Raw genomic sequence first — 16762 nt, 5'->3', positions numbered from 1 at the left:
CGCAGGCATGCGGCTGGTGGGCGTGGGCAACACGGTTGACCGCAGCCACGACCTCGGCGGCACCGACCAGCGCATCCTTGCGCAAGTGCATGGGGGTGGGGCCTGCATGTGCTTCTACACCGGTCAGCACCAGGTCGAACCATTTCTGCCCCAGGCAGCCCTGTACCACGCCGATGGTCGTGCGCTGGTCTTCCAGTATCGGGCCTTGCTCGATATGCGCTTCGAAGTAGGCACCCACGGCATGCCCGGTAGGTACGCGCGGGCCGGCATAGCCGATGCGCTGCAGCTCGGCCCCCACCGACAGGCCCTGGTCATCGACCTTGTCCAGGGTCTGCTGCAGGTCGAACTTACCGGCGAATACCCCAGAACCCATCATGCACGGTGGAAAGCGCGAGCCTTCTTCATTGGTCCACACCACCACTTCCAGTGGGGCTTCGGTGGTCAGCTTCAAGTCGTTGAGGGTACGCATGACTTCCAGGCCGGCCATGACCCCGTAGCAGCCATCGAACTTGCCACCGGTGGGCTGGGTGTCGATGTGGCTGCCGGTCATGACAGGCGGCAGGGCCGGGTTGCGGCCGGGGCGGCGGGCAAAAATGTTGCCGATGGCGTCGACGCTGACGGTGCAGCCGGCTTCTTCGCACCAGCGTACGAACAGGTCGCGGGCCTGGCGGTCAAGGTCGGTCAGGGCCAGGCGGCACACGCCGCCCTTGGCGGTGGCGCCGAGCCGGGCCAGGTCCATCAGCGATTGCCAGAGGCGTTCGCGGCTGACCAGCGGGCCTTGGGCAAGCAGGTGCTGCGGGGGATCGATGCGGGTGTTCATGGTTCATCTCTCCTGAAAGTATCGGGTTGCTGGTACCGGCCTCTTCGCGGGCTTGCCCGCTCCCACAGGTCCTGCATAGTCCTTGGAAGAGGCCGGTACAGAAAAGCAGGTCTGGGTCAGGCACTCAGGGCCAGATAACGGTTCTTGATACTCGGGTCCTCACGGAACTGCGCCGCACTGCCCTGGTAGGCAACCCGACCCTGCTCCAGCACGTAGTGGCGGTCTGCAAGGGCATCGCAGACCATCAGGTTCTGCTCCACCAGCAGGATCGACAGCCCTTCGTCCTTGATGCGCCGCAGAATCTTCACCAGCTCGTCGACAATCACCGGCGCCAGACCTTCAGTCGGTTCATCGAGGATCAGCAGCTTGGGCCCGTTGAGCAGCGCGCGGGCGATGGCCAGCATCTGCTGCTCGCCACCGGACAGCGCGAAGCCACCGTTACGGCGCCGCTCCTTCAGCCGCGGAAACATGCTGTACACGTCCTCCAGCTGCCAGCGACTGGTCTTGCGCACGGCGATCTTCAGGTTCTCCTCGACACTGAGCTGGCGGAAAATGCCGCGGTGCTCTGGCACCAGGGCAATGCCCAGCCGGGCAATGTCGAAGATTTCACGGCCGACCAACTGTTGGCCGTTGAAGCTGATCTGCCCCTGCCGAGGGCGAACGATGCCAAGAATGCTGCGCAAGGTGGTGGTCTTGCCGGCACCGTTGCGCCCAAGCAGTGTGACCAGTTCGCCTGCCTCGACCTTGAGCGAGACGCCTTCGAGCACATGGCTCTTGTCGTAGTAGGAATGGATCGAATCGACGTTGAGCATCAGGCGGCCTCACCAAGGTATGCAGTGCGCACGCGTTCGTCGTTGCGCACCTGTTCAGGGGTACCCTCGACCAGGATCTGGCCGTGGCTCATTACCGTGATGCGCTGGCTGATCGACATGACGATGCTCATGTTGTGCTCGATCAACAGCACGGTATGGTCACGGCCCAGGTCGCTGATCAGGTCGGTCATGACCGGGATGTCATCAATGCCCATGCCCGAGGTGGGTTCGTCGAGCATCAGCAGGGTCGGCTTGGCGCAGATGGACATGCCCACTTCCAGCACACGTTGCTGGCCGTGCGACAGCTCGCCGGCGAGGGTGTTGGCGCGGCCAGTCAGCTGCAGGCGCTCCAGTACCTGGTCGGCGGTGTTCCAGTGGCTGCGCTTATGCTCGACGCTACGCCAGAAGTTCAGCGCGCCCAGGCCATCGCGGCCCTGGGCCGCCAGGCGCAGGTTCTCGCGTACCGACAGGTTCTGGAACAGGCTGGTGAGCTGAAACGAACGCGCCATGCCCAGTGCCACACGGCCGTGGGACGGCTTGCGGACGATGTCCTGGCCATTGAACAGGATCTTGCCGGCGGTGGCCTGGCGCTCACCGGTCAGGCAGTGGAACAGGCTGGTCTTGCCGGCGCCGTTGGGCCCGATAACGGTGTGAATGGTGCCGGCGCGCACGTTGAGGTCCACGCCCGCGACCGCCTTGAACGGCCCGTATGCCAACTCCAGCTGGCGGGTTTGCAGGAGGTAGTCGCTCATCACAAGGTCTCCTTGGTCTTGGCCTGGGGTTTGTCGTGGGAGGCACGGCTAGCGAGCAGGCGCTTGGCCAGTTCGGCCAGGCCGCCCCACAGGCCACCGCGCATGAACACCACGACCAGGATCAGGATCACCCCAAGCAGCATCAGCCAGCGTGGCCACAGTTCGGACAGCACATCGCCCAACAGCACGATGGCACCGGCCCCCAGCAGCGAGCCGAACAGCGAGCCGGTACCGCCGACAATGGTCATGATCAGAATGTTCTCGCTCATCATCAGGTCGATGTTCGACAGCGGCGCAAAATGCAGCAGCATGGCGTACAGCGCCCCGGCAATCCCGGTGATGGCGCCCGACAGCATGAACACCAGGATCTTGAAATGGCGGGTGTCATAGCCGATGGCAGCAGCGCGGGTCTCGTTCTCGCGGATGGCCAGCAGGGTGCTGCCGAACGGCGAGCGAATGACCCGCAGGGCGCCGGCGAAGATCAGCAGGAACAGCACGGCGACAAACACATAGAAGTGCCGCGGGTCGGCCAGGTCGACCAGCATATGGCCGGCGATCTCGATGTTCGGCCGTGGTACGTCGAGCAGGCCGTTGTCGCCGCCGGTCCAGCCACTGAGGGTATAGGCCAGGAAGTAGGCCATCTGGCTGAAGGCCAAGGTCAGCATGACGAAGTAGATGCCCGTGCGGCGTATGGCCAGGGCGCCCACCAGCAGCGCGAGGAAGGCGCCGAATACAGCGGCGCCAAGCAGCGCGGCGAACATGCCCCACTGCAGGTGGATCATCAGCAATGCCGCGCCATAGGCGCCCACACCAAAGAAGATGCCTTGGCCGAACGACAGCAGGCCGGTGTAGCCCAGCAACAGGTTGCAAGCCAGCGCGGCCAGGGCAAAGATCAGGATTTCAGTGGCCAGGGTGGCTGATGGCAGCAGCAACGGCAGCGCCACCAGGCTGGCGACCACCAGCAACAGCAGTGCCGGGGCACGGCCCCTGGCGACTGGCAAAGGGTTTTTTTCACTCATCTCAGGCTCTCCCGAACAGGCCATACGGACGCACCAGGATCACCGCCGCCATGGCGCCGTAGATCATCAGGCTGGCGCCTTGTGGCCATAGGCTGGTCATCATGCTTTGCACCACACCCACCAACAGGCCGCCGACCAGCGCACCGCCAAACGAGCCCATGCCGCCGATCACCACCACCACGAAGGCGATGCCGAGGATTTCCGGGCCGACGAAGGGCTGGGCACCGCGCAGCGGCGCGAACAGCACACCGGCCACGCCGGCCAGGCCTACGCCCAGGGCGAATGTCAGGGAGAACAGGCGGAATATATTGGTACCCAGCAGCGACACGGTTTCGGTGCTCTCGCTGCCGGCCCGCACCAGGGCGCCGAAGCGGGTGCGTTCCAGTAGCAGCCACAGGCCAACGCCGATCAGTGCGGCAAAACCGATCAGGAACAGGCGGTAGTACGGGTAGATGAAGTCACCCAGGATCAACACCCCTCGCAGCTCGGGCGGCACGGCGATGTTCTTGCCCACCGGGCCCCAGATCAGCACCGAGGCTTCCTGAATGATCAGGGCGATGCCAAGGGTAACGAGGATCTGGAAGGTGTGTGGCAGGTGATAGATGCGTTTGATCAACAGGCGCTCGACCGCCCAGGCCAGGGCGGCCACCACCAGAGGGGCGATCAGCAGCGCCAGCCAGAAGCTGCCGGTGATGGCCACGGCGGTGTAGCACAGGTAGGCGCCAAGCAGAAAGAACGCACCATGGGCGAAGTTGACGAAGTTGAGCAAGCCGAAAATGATCGTCAGGCCTACGGCGATGAGGAAGTAGATCATCCCCAGGCCCAGGCCGTTGAGCAGTTGGAACAGGTACAAATCGAGCATGAGCGTGCCCTCGACAGCGCGCGGCGCGGCTGCCTGTACGAGTGTGAGTGACTAACGCCGCGGCTTCAGGCCAAGGCGCAACCGGTGTGGTCGGGCTCGACGAACGAGCGGCCCGAGCTGATGACTTCGGCCAGGTCGTCTTCGTCGCGCATCTGCCCTTGGGGCTTGCCGCGCAGCAGGTAGTAATCCTTGAGCACCTGGTGGTCGCCCGGGCGGATCAGCTCGTCGCCGGTCGGCCCCTGGAAACGCATGCCCTGCAGTGCTGCAGAGACGGCGGCCCCGTCCAGGCTGCCGGCCTTGACGATGGCTTCGAGCATGACCTTGGTGCCGATGTAGTCGGCGGCCAGCGGGTAGTTGGGGTTGATGCCGTAGGCCTTGCGGGTGGCGGCAACCAGTTGCTGGTTCAGCGGCGTATCCACCTGGTGCCAGTACTGCGCGCCCAGGTACACGCCTTCGAGCACGTCGCTGCCCAGTTCCTGGAACTGGTCGAGGCCGGCTGACCACACCATCAGCACTTTCATACGGTCCTTGATGCCGAAGTTGACCGCCTGGCGCAGCGCGTTGGAGGCCTGGCTGCCGAAGTTGAGCAGCACCAGCACGTCGGGTTTGGCCGCGATGGCATTGGTGAGGTAACCCGAGAATTCCTGCTCTTGCAGCGAGTGATAGCTGTTGCCGATATGTTCCACGCCCTGCTCGGCGAAGACTTTGCGGGCGTTGTCCAGCAGCGCGTCGCCGAACACGTATTGCGGGGTGATGGTGTACCAGCGCTTGGCCTGCGGGAGTTGGCGAATCATCGGCACCAGGGTTTCGCGGATGGCGCCGTAGGTCGGCACCGACCAGCGGAAGGTCGAGGCGTTGCAGTCCTTGCCGGTGATTTCGTCGGCGCCCACCGGGGTCATGAACACGCCACCGGCCTTGTGTATTTCCTTGGAAACCGCCAGCGCCGAAGACGACAAGGTGCAGCCCTGGAAGAAGCGGGCGCCATCCTGGCCAATGGCTTCCTGTACCTTGCGCACGGCCTTACCGGCGTTGCCTTCGGTGTCGATGACTTTGTACTTGAGCGGGCGCCCCAGCAACTGCGGGTATTCGGCGATGGCCAGGCGCGAGCCCATGTCGGCGTACTTGCCGTAGCTGGCGAAGGCACCCGACATGGACTTGAGCCCATAGAAGGTCAACGGTTGATCGGCGAATGCCCGGTGTGCTCCCAAGGGGAGGCTACCGAAGGCACCCAGGGCAAGGCCTGCCTTGAGCAGGGTACGTCTTTGCATGGGTAACTCCTTGGTTGTGGTTATTAGGCAGGAGTGGCAATGACAAAGCGGGTACGGCCGGGCCTGTGAGCAGGCCTCTTTCCAGGCGGATCAGTGGTGGTGGTTGAACTCCAGCAGGAAGTGGCGGGCGACCTCGCCCTCCAGTGCGGTCATGTGGTGTTCGGCGTCGCACATGTGCTCGTGCATCAGCCGGCGTACGCTGGGCTCGTCACTGGCGCGCAGGGCGCTCAGCAGTTGTTTGTGGTAGTCGATGTTGGCTGCGGCGAACTGCTGGCGCTTGGGCAGGTAGGCCTTTTTCAGCACCACCAGGTCGCGCAGCAGGTCGTTGAGGAACACCGCCATAAAGCGCAGCAACGGGTTGGGGCAGCGGTGGGCCAGCAGGGTGTGGAACTCCAGCTCCGCCAGGCGCTGTTCGCGCTGGCCCTCTTCGCTGTCTTCCGGCGCACTGCAGAAATCGATGTTGGCCTCAAGCGCGGCATAGTCCGCTTCGCTCAGCTGGCCCATTACCGACACTGCCAACTCGACCTCGATGACTTTGCGCAGCTGGTACACCTGCTCGCCGTCCAGGTGCTGAAAGTGCAGGTAGTTGCGCAGCGCTCGGCTGGCGGGCTCGGTGCCGACCTCGGCCAGGTAGGCACCACCGGCAGGGCCGGTGCGGGTGCTGACCAGGCCTTCGACCTCAAGAGCCTTGAGTGCCTCGCGGGCAGTGCCCTTGGAGCACTCGAAGTGTTCCATCAGTTCACGCTCGGTGGGCAGGCGGTCGCCGGGGTGCAGCGCTTCGGTGACGATCGAGCGCTTGACCGATTCGACGATCACATCCGACAGCTTTTGGCGCCTGCGTTTGGGTTTGAGCATTTCGCTATTTTTCATATTTATGCGGATAAATAGGATTTAGCGAATTTTGCCGGGGTGGGTCAATGCTGGGGGAGGGGGAGGGGTCGTATTTGGTGTGAAAGGGTCGGGGAGGGATATGTGAAGAGGTGTATGGACTGCAGACCCTGTGGGTGCGGGTAAACCTGCTCCCACAGGGCTCTTTGTTCAGCCTTGGCGGCCAGGACCTTGCTGCAGGTGGGCCTGGCTGCAATACCACTCGTTGCCCTGCTGCAGCGCCCGATCATTGGGCAGGTGCACGCCGCAATGGGCGCAGCGCACCATCGTCAGTGGCGCATCGAGCTTGGCGTCGGGGCGCGACTGCTGGCTGATTTTGAATTTGCGCCACAGCCAGAACGCGGCGGCGATCAGGGCGATCCAGAAAAGTAGGCGAACCATGGTGTCCAGCTTGTTGATGGAAGAAGCCGACAGTCTAGGATGCAGCCAATAAAAAAGGGAGGCCCAAGGCCTCCCTTTCATTTACCGCGGTCGGTCAATCGAACAGACCAAAGGTCATGTAGCTGAACCAAGAGCGGTCTTTCTCGGCCTCTTTCGGGCCCTCGGGCACGATCGGGTCGCCGTTTTCATCCTTGGGCAGCAGCTCTTGCGGCATCTCGTCGCGCGCGTCCTGGAACTGCTTGACCACGTCCTGATTGGCGCGGGTTTCACCCGGCGGCAGCGGCGTGTCGGTCTCGATCAGGCCCAGGGTGGCCTTGGACAGCCAGCCGCGGCCGTCAGACTCGGTCTGCTTGGGCTGGAACTCGCCATCGACCAGGCTTGGGTGGTCCGGGTAGTTGAGCTTGAGGGTTTCCAGGCTGGTGGCGGCCAGTTCGTCCAGGTGCATCTTCTGGTACGACTCGACCATTACCGCCAGGCCGTCGCCGACCGAAGGCGTTTCCTGGAAGTTCTCGACCACGTAGCGGCCACGGTTGGCGGCAGCCACGTAAGCCTGGCGGCTCAGGTAGTAGTCGGCCACGTGGATTTCGTACGACGCCAGCAGGTTGCGCAGGTAGATCATGCGCTGCTTGGCATCGGGCGCGTAGCGGCTGTTGGGGAAGCGGCTGGTCAGCTGGGCGAACTCGTTGTACGAGTCGCGGGCAGCACCCGGGTCACGCTTGGTCATGTCCAGCGGCAGGAAGCGCGCCAGCAGGCCACGGTCCTGGTCGAACGAGGTCAGGCCCTTGAGGTAGTAGGCGTAGTCCACATTCGGGTGCTGCGGGTGCAGGCGAATGAAGCGCTCGGCAGCCGACTTGGCCGCCTCGGGCTCGGCGTTCTTGTAGTTGGCGTAGATCAGCTCGAGCTGCGCCTGGTCGGCATAACGGCCGAACGGGTAGCGCGACTCCAGGGCCTTGAGCTTGTTCACGGCGCTGGTGTAGCTGGAGTTGTCCAGATCAGCCTGGGCCTGCTGGTACAGCTCGGCCTCGCTGAGGTTCTCGTCGATGACTTCCTTATTCGAGGAACAGGCCGCGGTGAGCCCAAGGATGGCGATCAGCAGCAGGTGTTTCACTTGCATGGCGGCTTGCGTCCCTTTGACGGCCGCTGTTTTGGGCGGTGCCGTCCTGTTATGATGAGCGCCCCGGCCAACCCCGGGACAAAAGAAGCCGTATTTAACCACAAGCTCGCAGCCGAAACCAAAGGCTGTGCGCCCGCCGAATCGAGCATGTCCGAGATCATTCAACTTAGCGCAGAGGTCCCGTCCGAATTGGGCGGCCAACGCCTCGACCAGGTCGCCGCCCAATTGTTCGCCGAGTACTCGCGTTCGCGGCTAACTTCGTGGATCAAAGAGGGCCGCCTGACGGTCGATGGTGCCGTCGTGCGCCCTCGCGACCTCGTTCACGGTGGCTCCCAGCTTGCCCTGCAGGCCGAACAGGAAGCCCAGGGTGAGTGGGTAGCAGAAGATATCGAACTGGATATCGTCTACGAAGACGACCACATCATGGTCATCAACAAGCCCGCCGGGCTGGTCGTGCACCCGGCTGCCGGGCACGCCAGCGGCACCCTGCTCAATGCGCTGCTGCACCACGTGCCAGACATCGTCAACGTACCGCGTGCGGGTATCGTTCATCGCCTGGACAAGGACACCACCGGGCTGATGGTGGTGGCCAAGACCCTGCAGGCGCAGACCAAGCTGGTCGAGCAGATGCAGGCGCGCAAGGTCAGCCGCATTTATGAGTGCATCGTCATCGGCGTGGTCACCGCCGGTGGCAAGATCGACGCCCCGATCGGTCGCCACGGCGGCATGCGCCAGCGCATGGCGGTCACCGACGGCGGCAAGCCAGCCGTCAGCCACTACCGGGTGCTCAAGCGCTTCCGCTCGCACACCCATGTACGGGTCAAGCTGGAAACCGGCCGCACCCACCAGATCCGCGTGCACATGGCTCATGTGGGCTTTCCGCTGGTCGGCGACCAGACCTACGGTGGCCGCTTCCGCATTCCGCCGGCTGCCAGCCCAACCATGGTCGAGGCAGTGAAAAGCTTCCCGCGCCAGGCGCTGCACGCGCGGTTCCTTGCCCTGGCCCACCCGATCACCGGTGAAGTCATGAAGTGGGAGTCGCCACTGCCCGACGACTTCGTCTGGTTGCTGTCGCTGCTCAACCAGGACCGTGAGAGCTTCATCGGATGAGTGACCTGGCGCAGACGCTGCTGTTTCCCGACTGGCCAGCCCCGGCCTCGGTACGCGCCTGTGTCACCACCCGTCAGGGCGGTGTGAGCCTGCCGCCCTACGCCACGTTCAACCTGGGTGACCATGTGGGGGATGACCCTGCCGCGGTTGCCGAAAACCGTCGCCGCCTGCGCGAGCAGTTCGCCATCCAGCCAGCCTGGCTCAAGCAGGTGCATGGGCTGGAGGTGGCGGATGCCAACCCGGCCGTGGTAGCCGAGGCCGATGCCAGCTGCACCAGCCAGCCCGGCATTGCCTGCACCGTGATGACGGCCGACTGCCTGCCTGTACTGTTCTGTGACCGTGCGGGCACCCGCGTGGCGGCGGCGCATGCGGGCTGGCGCGGGCTGGCGGGTGGCGTGCTGGAAGCCACCCTCGACCGCCTGGCGCTGGCGCCCCAGGAGGTGCTGGTGTGGCTGGGGCCGGCGATCGGGCCCAAGGCCTTCGAAGTGGGGCTGGAAGTGCGCGATGCCTTTACTGCCGTGCACCCTGAAGCCGCCCGGGCTTTTGTCGAGGGCGAGCGGCCAGGCAAGCTGATGGCAGACATCTACGAATTGGCGCGCATTCGCCTGGCGGCCCGTGGGGTATCGGCTGTTTATGGCGGTGGCTGGTGCACGGTCAGTGACGAGCGGTTTTTCTCCTACCGCCGTACGCCGCAGGGTGGCCGCTTCGCTTCGCTGGTGTGGTTGCAGCCGCTCTAGCCTTGATGGGCACCGCCTGCCCCAAGCGCTAATCCAACCCGTTGATCCCGGTCAACCCCGCTACGCTTGAATCTTCCAGAATCAGCCTTATCTATAAAGGCATCTCAGGCAGGTTTCTTTATAAACAGGCGCTGTCCATCGCTCCGACCTGCCCTTTAAAGGAAGGTACACCATGCGAATAGACCGTTTGACCAGCAAGCTGCAACTTGCAATATCCGATGCCCAATCCCTGGCCGTAGGCATGGACCACCCTGCCATCGAGCCCGTGCACCTGTTGCAGGCATTGCTCGAACAGCAGGGCGGCTCGATCAAGCCACTGCTGATGCAAGTGGGCTTCGATATCAATAGCCTGCGCCAGGCACTGGTGAAAGAACTCGACCAGCTGCCGAAAATCCAGAACCCCACCGGCGACGTGAACATGTCGCAGGACCTGGCGCGCCTGCTCAACCAGGCCGACCGCCTGGCCCAGCAAAAGGGCGACCAGTTCATTTCCAGCGAGCTGGTGTTGCTGGCCGCCATGGACGAGAACAGCAAGCTGGGCAAGTTGCTGCTCAGCCAGGGTGTCAGCAAAAAGGCCCTGGAAAATGCCATCAACAACCTGCGCGGTGGCGCGGCGGTGAATGACGCCAACGCCGAAGAGTCGCGCCAGGCGCTGGACAAGTACACCGTCGACCTGACCAAGCGTGCCGAAGAAGGCAAGCTGGACCCGGTCATTGGCCGTGACGACGAAATCCGCCGTACGGTCCAAGTGCTGCAACGCCGTACCAAGAATAATCCGGTGCTGATCGGCGAACCCGGCGTGGGCAAGACCGCCATCGCCGAGGGCCTGGCCCAGCGCATCATCAATGGCGAAGTGCCCGACGGCCTGAAAGGCAAACGCCTGCTGGCGCTGGACATGGGCGCGCTGATTGCGGGTGCCAAGTACCGCGGTGAGTTCGAGGAGCGCCTGAAAGGGCTGCTGAACGAGCTGTCCAAGCAGGAAGGCCAGATCATTCTGTTCATCGACGAACTGCACACCATGGTTGGCGCCGGCAAGGGCGAGGGTGCCATGGACGCAGGCAACATGCTCAAGCCGGCCCTGGCCCGTGGCGAACTGCACTGCGTGGGCGCCACTACGCTGAACGAGTACCGCCAGTTCATCGAGAAAGACGCCGCCCTGGAGCGCCGCTTCCAGAAAGTGCTGGTAGAGGAACCGAGCGAAGAAGACACCATCGCCATCCTGCGTGGCCTGAAAGAACGCTACGAAGTGCACCACAAGGTGGCCATCACCGACGGTGCCATTATCGCTGCGGCCAAACTCAGCCACCGCTACATCACCGACCGTCAGTTGCCGGACAAGGCCATTGACCTGATCGACGAAGCGGCCAGCCGCATCCGCATGGAGATCGACTCCAAGCCGGAAGTGCTCGACCGCCTCGATCGCCGGCTGATCCAGTTGAAAGTGGAATCGCAGGCGCTGAAGAAGGAAGAAGACGAGGCAGCGAAGAAGCGCCTGGAGAAGCTGACCGAAGAAATCGAACGGCTGGAGCGCGAGTATTCCGACCTGGAAGAAATCTGGGCTTCGGAGAAAGCCGAAGTACAGGGCTCGGCGCAGATCCAGCAAAAGATCGAGCAGGCCCGCCAGGAGCTGGAAGCTGCCCGCCGCAAGGGCGACCTGAGCCGCATGGCCGAGCTGCAGTACGGGGTAATCCCGGACCTGGAGCGCAGCCTGCAGATGGTCGACCAGCACGGCAAGACCGAGAACCAGTTGCTGCGCAACAAGGTGACCGAGGAAGAGATTGCCGAGGTGGTGTCGAAGTGGACCGGTATTCCGGTATCCAAGATGCTGGAGGGCGAGCGCGAAAAACTGCTGAAAATGGAAGCGTTGCTGCACCAGCGCGTGATCGGGCAGGGCGAAGCGGTAACCGCCGTGGCCAACGCTGTGCGCCGCTCACGTGCCGGGTTGTCCGACCCCAACCGGCCAAGTGGTTCGTTCCTGTTCCTGGGCCCTACCGGTGTGGGCAAGACCGAGCTGTGCAAGGCACTGGCCGAGTTCCTGTTCGACACTGAAGAGGCCATGGTCCGCATCGACATGTCCGAATTCATGGAGAAACACTCCGTGGCTCGCCTGATTGGTGCGCCACCCGGGTACGTAGGGTACGAAGAGGGCGGTTACCTGACCGAGGCGGTACGGCGCAAGCCCTACTCGGTGGTGCTGCTGGACGAGGTGGAGAAGGCCCACCCGGATGTGTTCAACGTGTTGCTGCAGGTGCTGGAAGACGGCCGCCTGACCGACAGCCACGGGCGCACCGTGGACTTCCGCAATACGGTGATCGTGATGACCTCCAACCTGGGCTCGGCACAGATCCAGGAGCTGGTCGGCGACCGCGAGGCACAGCGTGCGGCAGTGATGGATGCAGTAGGGGCGCACTTCCGTCCGGAGTTCATCAACCGTATCGACGAAGTGGTGGTGTTCGAGCCGCTGGGCCGCGAGCAGATCGCCGGCATTACCGAGATACAGCTGGGCCGCCTGCGCAGCCGCCTGCTGGAGCGCGAGTTGTCGCTGAGCCTGAGCCCGGAAGCGTTGGACAAGCTGATCGCCGTGGGTTACGACCCTGTCTACGGTGCCCGCCCGCTGAAACGGGCGATCCAGCGCTGGATCGAAAACCCGCTGGCGCAATTGATCCTGGCAGGCAAGTTCATGCCGGGGACCGCGATCACTGCCAAGGTGGAAGGCGACGAAATCGTCTTTGGCTGACCTGCTTCACCATGAGCCCCGCGTTTGCGGGGCTTTTTTTTCCTGGCTGCCTGCGCTGGCCTGTTAGGGGGTCATACGTTTACCTGCAGCCTTGAAGCCTGCGCATAACCCTGGAGGAGCGGGTTCACCCGCGAAGAAGCCGGCACCGCCCCAGCAAATTCGGGCTTTCCCAGCCTGTCTGGATAACCCGCTGAAATTTTTGAAATTTTTGCTTGCATCAATAAACGAGTGCCCCTAATATACGCCGCGTTGTCAGGCACTAAGCGAATCATCAGCAGTAACGATGGCCGCAAAACAACTTACAAATCAGTAAGTTGAATGAAAAAAAGTGGTTGACAAGCAAAACGAAGAATGTAGAATAGCCGGCCTCAGCAGCTACAACGCGAAAGCAGCGAAGCTCAAGAGTCCGAAGCGAACACGGTCTTCGGAGTAGCAAATCGGAAAGTAGTACCGAAGTTCAGTTCCGCGATAGCTCAGTCGGTAGAGCAAATGACTGTTAATCATTGGGTCCCTGGTTCGAGTCCAGGTCGCGGAGCCATCTCGGGGTGTAGCGCAGTCCGGTAGCGCGCCTGCTTTGGGAGCAGGATGTCAGGAGTTCGAATCCCCTCACCCCGACCATTTTCCGGGTCGTTAGCTCAGTTGGTAGAGCAGTTGGCTTTTAACCAATTGGTCGTAGGTTCGAATCCTACACGACCCACCATGTAAAGAAGGGCATCTCAAAGAGATGCCCTTTTTTTTGAAAGACCTCGGGGTGTAGCGCAGTCCGGTAGCGCGCCTGCTTTGGGAGCAGGATGTCAGGAGTTCGAATCCCCTCACCCCGACCATTTTTGGGTCGTTAGCTCAGTTGGTAGAGCAGTTGGCTTTTAACCAATTGGTCGTAGGTTCGAATCCTACACGACCCACCATGCAAAAAAGGGCATCTCCTACGAGATGCCCTTTTTCTTTGCCTCGGGAAAATGCACCCTTGCCTTGTTGGAGCGGGTAAAACCCGATCCAACAAGGGGCAAATCAAGGCCTTGAGCCTGTTGCAGCCTCTGGGGGGGGCTGGCCGGCGATGAGGCCTGTACAGGCAGCCTCTATTGCATGTGTGTCAGTGCAACTTCAACCGCGGCTCGGTACCCCGGCCAATCTTGCTGCCCAACATCATCAATGCCGTACGGAAGAACCCGTACAACGCCATCTGGTGCATGCGGTACAGCGACACATAGAACATCCGCGCCAGCCAGCCTTCCAGCTTCACGCTGCCCATCAGGTTACCCATCAGGTTGCCCACCGCCGAGAAACGCGACAGTGAAACCAGCGAGCCGTAGTCCTTGTAGGCATACGTGGGCAGCGGCTTGTTCTCCAGCCGTGCTTTAAGGCTTTGCGCCAGCATCGACGCCTGCTGGTGCGCTGCTTGCGCGCGTGGCGGTACATTGCGGTCGCTGTCTGGCTGCGGGCACGCCGCACAGTCGCCAAAGGCGAAAATGTTGTCGTCGCGGGTGGTTTGCAGGGTAGGGCGTACCACCAGCTGGTTGATGCGGTTGGTTTCCAGGCCATCGATGTCCTTGAGGAAACCGGGCGCACGGATACCGGCCGCCCACACCTTCAAACTGGCCTGGATCACCTCGCCGTCCTTGGTTTTCAGGCCGTCTTCGGTGACTTCGCTGACAGCGGCATTGGTCATTACCTTGACCCCGAGTTTTTCCAGGGTCTTGTGCACCGGTACGCTGATGCGCTCCGGTAGCGCCGGCAGAACGCGCGGGCCGGCCTCAATGATGGTGATGTGCATGTCCTTGGGCTGGATGCGGTCCAGGCCATAGGCCGCCAGCTCGTGGGCCGCGTGGTGCAGCTCGGCCGCCAGCTCCACACCGGTGGCGCCCGCACCCACAATGGCTACGCTGATTTTCTCGCTGGCCACGTCGCCGGCGTGGGCACGCAGGTAGTGGTTGAGCAGTTGCTGGTGGAAGCGCTCGGCTTGCTTGCGGGTGTCCAGGAACAGGCAGTGCTGCGCCGCGCCCAGGGTGCCGAAGTCGTTGGTATTGGAGCCCACGGCAATGACCAGAGTGTCGTAACCCAGGGTACGTGCAGGCAACAGCTCGCGGCCCTCTTCGTCCAGGGTGGCGGCCAGTTGGATCTGCTTGCCTTCACGGTCCAGGCCGCTCATGCGCCCCAGCTGGAAGTTGAAGTGGTTCCACTTGGCCTGGGCCACGTAGTTCAGTTCGTCTTCCGAGGAGTTCAGCGAGCCGGCGGCCACTTCGTGCAGCAATGGCTTCCAGATGTGCGTGAGGTTGGTGTCGACCAGGGTGACATCGGCCTGCTTGCGCTTGCCCAGGGTTTTACCCAGGCGGGTCGCCAGTTCCAGGCCGCCGGCGCCGCCGCCGACAATCACGATGCGATGAGTCATGGGGATATCTCATAAGGTTTACGGAATGCTTGCCCTTTGGGGGCGGCCGCAAACTGCACGAGGGGAGGGCGAGCGCAAGGCAGCTCATAGCACCAGTCCACTCAGCAGGCGGCTGACAAGGCCCAACCCGATGGTCACGGCCACCACCAGCACAAGGAGCAGCCATGGCCGGAAGGGCCGGCGCTCGACTTGGTGCTGAGGGGCTCGCAGATACTCATCGACACGACGCTGATCTTCCGGGTTCAGGCGGCTGGTCATGGTAGGGCCTCGTCAGGTAGACGTAAGAGACTGCACAAACGCTACAGCGTTCGTGCAAGCGCTTGAAACAAATGATAATGCTTTCTATCCCTGGCGCCGAGTGTACGCCATCGCAAACACTCGCTGCACTGGATCAAAGACTGATGCCAACGTCGAAGACGATGCTGCGCCCCAGGTTGCTGCGCAGGAAATCCGGCGCATCGGGGTGGGCGAACAGCACGCGGGCAAAGGTTGGCCCGACCAGCGACAGCGAGCGCCAGCCCTGGCGCAGGTATTCGGTGGGCGGCGGGAAGTGGGTGTTCAGGTCCAGCACCTCGCGCTTGAGGCTGGAAAACGCAATGATGTCCAGCTCGTTCAGCTCCAGCCCGCGCTCGCGATAGTTGCGCGCCTTCTTGCGCAAGGTGGGCGCCAGCCGCCCGAGCAGTTCGGTGGCACTGATGCGCCGTGGGCGGGCTTCGCGGCGCACCAGCTGCGCCAGGGAAAATGCACTGCGCCGGCGCTGCAGCTCCTCGCGCCATTCATCATTCAGGCGGCGGCCCTCGTCGAGCACGAAAAACACCTCGAAGGCGGCGTCGCGAAACAGCACGTCGGGCGGCTCTTGCCCGGCCGGGGTGAAGTCTTCGCTGCGGTAGGGAATGTTCAGCCCCTGCAACAGGCGCTGGCACACCCACCGCTCCCGCTCCCACTTGCGGGCGTTGGAGAGGAAGGCATTGGCTTGTTCGGCCTGAATGGTCAGCAGGCGCAGGTAGTCGGAGTCATCCATGCACACAAGCTTAGCCGTTAATCGATGACAGCAAGAGGCACGCATGCGGCCGCAGGCCATCCGCCGCAAAGGGGCCGGGAAGTTTGCGTGTACACTGCCCTTATCCACAGGCCGGCAGGGGGCATTATTCAGGTGATCAGCGCACAGGTGTTGTCTGGCACCACCCTGAGCCTTGGCTGGCTGGGTTACGTGCCGCTGCTGGCCTGGGCCGCCAGCCAGGTTCGCTGGGTGGAACTGCTTACCGACCGGCGCCGCCAGCACCTGCTGTTTGGCACGGTGTTCTGCCTGTTCGCGTTGTGGCTGGTAAGGCGCGATTTCGATACCGGCGTGGCGTACCACTTCATCGGCATGACGGCGGTTACCCTGTTGCTGGACTGGCCACTGGCCGTGCTGGGCGGTTTCATGGCCCAGCTGGGCCTGCTGGTGCTGGGGCGCCAGGACCTGGCGGCGTTGGGGGTCAATGGTCTGTTGCTGGTGGGTTTGCCGGTGCTGATCACCGAGGTGTGCGCCCTTGTAGTGGAGCGGGCACAACCGCGAAACCTGTTCGTCTACATCTTCTGCTCAGGGTTTTTCCCTGCCGCACTCACGGTGCTGGTCTGCGTGCCGGTGGCGCTGGGGCTATTGTGGCTGGACGGGCGCTTTGCGCTGCCAGAGTGGCTTGGCGACTTTGTTGGTTACCTGTGGCTGATGATGTTCCCCGAAGCGTTCATCAACGGCATGGTGATCAGTGCGCTGGTGGTGTTTTGCCCGGACTGGCTGGAAACCTTCAACCGCACGCGGTATTTGCAGGCGCCGTGGAAGGACGATGAGCACTGAGCCCGCAGGCTAGGCCGGTGCATCATCGCCTGGCCCGGC

16 protein-coding genes and 5 tRNA genes are annotated in these 16762 nt (G+C 62.9%); 9 read left to right on the top strand and 12 right to left on the bottom strand.

The genetic code is table 11. The features are described 5' to 3' along the window. The 9 genes from G1E_RS14155 to G1E_RS14115 form a co-directional block, all read right to left on the bottom strand. The coding region (locus tag G1E_RS14155; RefSeq protein WP_047149892.1) for a hydantoinase/carbamoylase family amidase at window positions 1–820 on the bottom strand (820 nt) is incomplete at its 3' end. 116 nt (window positions 821–936) lie between these two features. Beyond that, window positions 937–1632: an ABC transporter ATP-binding protein gene (locus G1E_RS14150; protein ID WP_009683015.1), complete on the bottom strand. Its 696-nt coding sequence runs from the start codon at window positions 1630–1632 to the stop codon at window positions 937–939. Then, window positions 1632–2384 carry an ABC transporter ATP-binding protein gene (locus tag G1E_RS14145; RefSeq protein ID WP_009683014.1) on the bottom strand — a complete coding sequence of 251 codons (753 nt, stop codon included), beginning with the start codon at window positions 2382–2384 and terminating at the stop codon, window positions 1632–1634. The genes G1E_RS14150 and G1E_RS14145 overlap by 1 nt, the downstream gene beginning before the upstream one ends. Then, window positions 2384–3403 carry a branched-chain amino acid ABC transporter permease gene (locus G1E_RS14140; protein WP_009683013.1) on the bottom strand — a complete coding sequence of 340 codons (1020 nt, stop codon included), beginning with the start codon at window positions 3401–3403 and terminating at the stop codon, window positions 2384–2386. Before G1E_RS14140 ends, G1E_RS14145 begins: the two co-directional genes overlap by 1 nt. 1 nt (window position 3404) lies before the next feature. Next, the gene (locus G1E_RS14135; protein ID WP_029887332.1) at window positions 3405–4265 is read right to left on the bottom strand and encodes a branched-chain amino acid ABC transporter permease; all 861 of its coding nucleotides are present in this window, start codon (window positions 4263–4265) and stop codon (window positions 3405–3407) included. A 65-nt stretch (window positions 4266–4330) separates the two neighbouring features. Then, window positions 4331–5533 carry an ABC transporter substrate-binding protein gene (locus G1E_RS14130; RefSeq protein WP_009683011.1) on the bottom strand — a complete coding sequence of 401 codons (1203 nt, stop codon included), beginning with the start codon at window positions 5531–5533 and terminating at the stop codon, window positions 4331–4333. 90 nt (window positions 5534–5623) lie between these two features. Beyond that, window positions 5624–6388, bottom strand: coding sequence for a FadR/GntR family transcriptional regulator (locus G1E_RS14125; protein ID WP_009683010.1), 765 nt, complete (start codon window positions 6386–6388; stop codon window positions 5624–5626). 183 nt (window positions 6389–6571) lie between these two features. After that, entirely contained in the window at window positions 6572–6802 is a 231-nt protein-coding gene (locus G1E_RS14120; RefSeq protein ID WP_009683009.1) for a PP0621 family protein, read from the bottom strand. A gap of 94 nt (window positions 6803–6896) precedes the next feature. After that, window positions 6897–7916, bottom strand: coding sequence for an outer membrane protein assembly factor BamD (locus G1E_RS14115; protein WP_009683008.1), 1020 nt, complete (start codon window positions 7914–7916; stop codon window positions 6897–6899). Between the two features lie 147 nt (window positions 7917–8063). Here G1E_RS14115 and rluD point away from each other — a divergent pair, with 147 nt between their 5' ends. The 8 genes from rluD to G1E_RS14075 all read left to right on the top strand — a co-directional run bounded on the left by rluD (window position 8064) and on the right by G1E_RS14075 (window position 13405). After that, window positions 8064–9026: a 23S rRNA pseudouridine(1911/1915/1917) synthase RluD gene (gene rluD, locus G1E_RS14110; protein WP_009683007.1), complete on the top strand. Its 963-nt coding sequence runs from the start codon at window positions 8064–8066 to the stop codon at window positions 9024–9026. Then, window positions 9023–9763, top strand: a complete 741-nt coding sequence (gene pgeF / locus G1E_RS14105; RefSeq protein ID WP_009683006.1) for a peptidoglycan editing factor PgeF — start codon at window positions 9023–9025, stop codon at window positions 9761–9763. Before rluD ends, pgeF begins: the two co-directional genes overlap by 4 nt. Window positions 9764–9935: 172 nt before the next feature. Further along, window positions 9936–12500 carry an ATP-dependent chaperone ClpB gene (gene clpB, locus G1E_RS14100; RefSeq protein ID WP_009683005.1) on the top strand — a complete coding sequence of 855 codons (2565 nt, stop codon included), beginning with the start codon at window positions 9936–9938 and terminating at the stop codon, window positions 12498–12500. Between the two features lie 462 nt (window positions 12501–12962). Beyond that, a tRNA-Asn gene (locus tag G1E_RS14095) sits at window positions 12963–13038 on the top strand. A gap of 3 nt (window positions 13039–13041) precedes the next feature. Then, window positions 13042–13118: transfer RNA gene (locus tag G1E_RS14090), tRNA-Pro, on the top strand. A gap of 6 nt (window positions 13119–13124) precedes the next feature. Next, window positions 13125–13200, top strand: a tRNA-Lys gene (locus tag G1E_RS14085). A 47-nt stretch (window positions 13201–13247) separates the two neighbouring features. Beyond that, window positions 13248–13324 (top strand) — tRNA-Pro (locus G1E_RS14080). 5 nt (window positions 13325–13329) lie between these two features. Next, a tRNA-Lys gene (locus tag G1E_RS14075) sits at window positions 13330–13405 on the top strand. 185 nt (window positions 13406–13590) lie between these two features. On the opposite strand, the gene G1E_RS14070 is transcribed toward G1E_RS14075, so the two are convergent. From G1E_RS14070 to G1E_RS14060, 3 genes are all read right to left on the bottom strand, one after another. After that, window positions 13591–14886 carry an NAD(P)/FAD-dependent oxidoreductase gene (locus G1E_RS14070; protein ID WP_009683004.1) on the bottom strand — a complete coding sequence of 432 codons (1296 nt, stop codon included), beginning with the start codon at window positions 14884–14886 and terminating at the stop codon, window positions 13591–13593. A gap of 84 nt (window positions 14887–14970) precedes the next feature. Further along, entirely contained in the window at window positions 14971–15144 is a 174-nt protein-coding gene (locus tag G1E_RS14065; RefSeq protein WP_033744188.1) for a DUF3094 family protein, read from the bottom strand. 133 nt (window positions 15145–15277) lie between these two features. Next, window positions 15278–15907 carry a DUF1780 domain-containing protein gene (locus G1E_RS14060; RefSeq protein ID WP_009683003.1) on the bottom strand — a complete coding sequence of 210 codons (630 nt, stop codon included), beginning with the start codon at window positions 15905–15907 and terminating at the stop codon, window positions 15278–15280. Window positions 15908–16039: 132 nt separating this feature from the next. On the opposite strand from G1E_RS14060, the gene G1E_RS14055 reads away from it, so the two are divergent. After that, window positions 16040–16723: an energy-coupling factor ABC transporter permease gene (locus G1E_RS14055; RefSeq protein WP_009683002.1), complete on the top strand. Its 684-nt coding sequence runs from the start codon at window positions 16040–16042 to the stop codon at window positions 16721–16723. Window positions 16724–16762: the final 39 nt, after the last annotated feature.

Origin of the sequence: Pseudomonas sp. TJI-51 (assembly GCF_000190455.2) — a bacterium.
Lineage (GTDB): Bacteria > Pseudomonadota > Gammaproteobacteria > Pseudomonadales > Pseudomonadaceae > Aquipseudomonas > Aquipseudomonas juntendi.
Note: the sequence above shows the minus strand (reverse complement) of the source record. Positions and strands in the feature narration are given on the sequence as shown.

Coding starts and splice junctions, on each gene's coding strand:
- G1E_RS14070 (WP_009683004.1), bottom strand. CDS start 14,886: ATGACTCATCGCATCGTGATTGTCGGCGGCGGCGCCGGCGGCCTGGAA.
- G1E_RS14115 (WP_009683008.1), bottom strand. CDS start 7,916: ATGCAAGTGAAACACCTGCTGCTGATCGCCATCCTTGGGCTCACCGCG.
- G1E_RS14135 (WP_029887332.1), bottom strand. CDS start 4,265: ATGCTCGATTTGTACCTGTTCCAACTGCTCAACGGCCTGGGCCTGGGG.
- G1E_RS14060 (WP_009683003.1), bottom strand. CDS start 15,907: ATGGATGACTCCGACTACCTGCGCCTGCTGACCATTCAGGCCGAACAA.
- G1E_RS14145 (WP_009683014.1), bottom strand. CDS start 2,384: ATGAGCGACTACCTCCTGCAAACCCGCCAGCTGGAGTTGGCATACGGG.
- clpB (WP_009683005.1), top strand. CDS start 9,936: ATGCGAATAGACCGTTTGACCAGCAAGCTGCAACTTGCAATATCCGAT.
- G1E_RS14130 (WP_009683011.1), bottom strand. CDS start 5,533: ATGCAAAGACGTACCCTGCTCAAGGCAGGCCTTGCCCTGGGTGCCTTC.
- G1E_RS14140 (WP_009683013.1), bottom strand. CDS start 3,403: ATGAGTGAAAAAAACCCTTTGCCAGTCGCCAGGGGCCGTGCCCCGGCA.
- G1E_RS14120 (WP_009683009.1), bottom strand. CDS start 6,802: ATGGTTCGCCTACTTTTCTGGATCGCCCTGATCGCCGCCGCGTTCTGG.
- pgeF (WP_009683006.1), top strand. CDS start 9,023: ATGAGTGACCTGGCGCAGACGCTGCTGTTTCCCGACTGGCCAGCCCCG.
- G1E_RS14065 (WP_033744188.1), bottom strand. CDS start 15,144: ATGACCAGCCGCCTGAACCCGGAAGATCAGCGTCGTGTCGATGAGTAT.
- G1E_RS14150 (WP_009683015.1), bottom strand. CDS start 1,632: ATGCTCAACGTCGATTCGATCCATTCCTACTACGACAAGAGCCATGTG.
- rluD (WP_009683007.1), top strand. CDS start 8,064: ATGTCCGAGATCATTCAACTTAGCGCAGAGGTCCCGTCCGAATTGGGC.
- G1E_RS14125 (WP_009683010.1), bottom strand. CDS start 6,388: ATGCTCAAACCCAAACGCAGGCGCCAAAAGCTGTCGGATGTGATCGTC.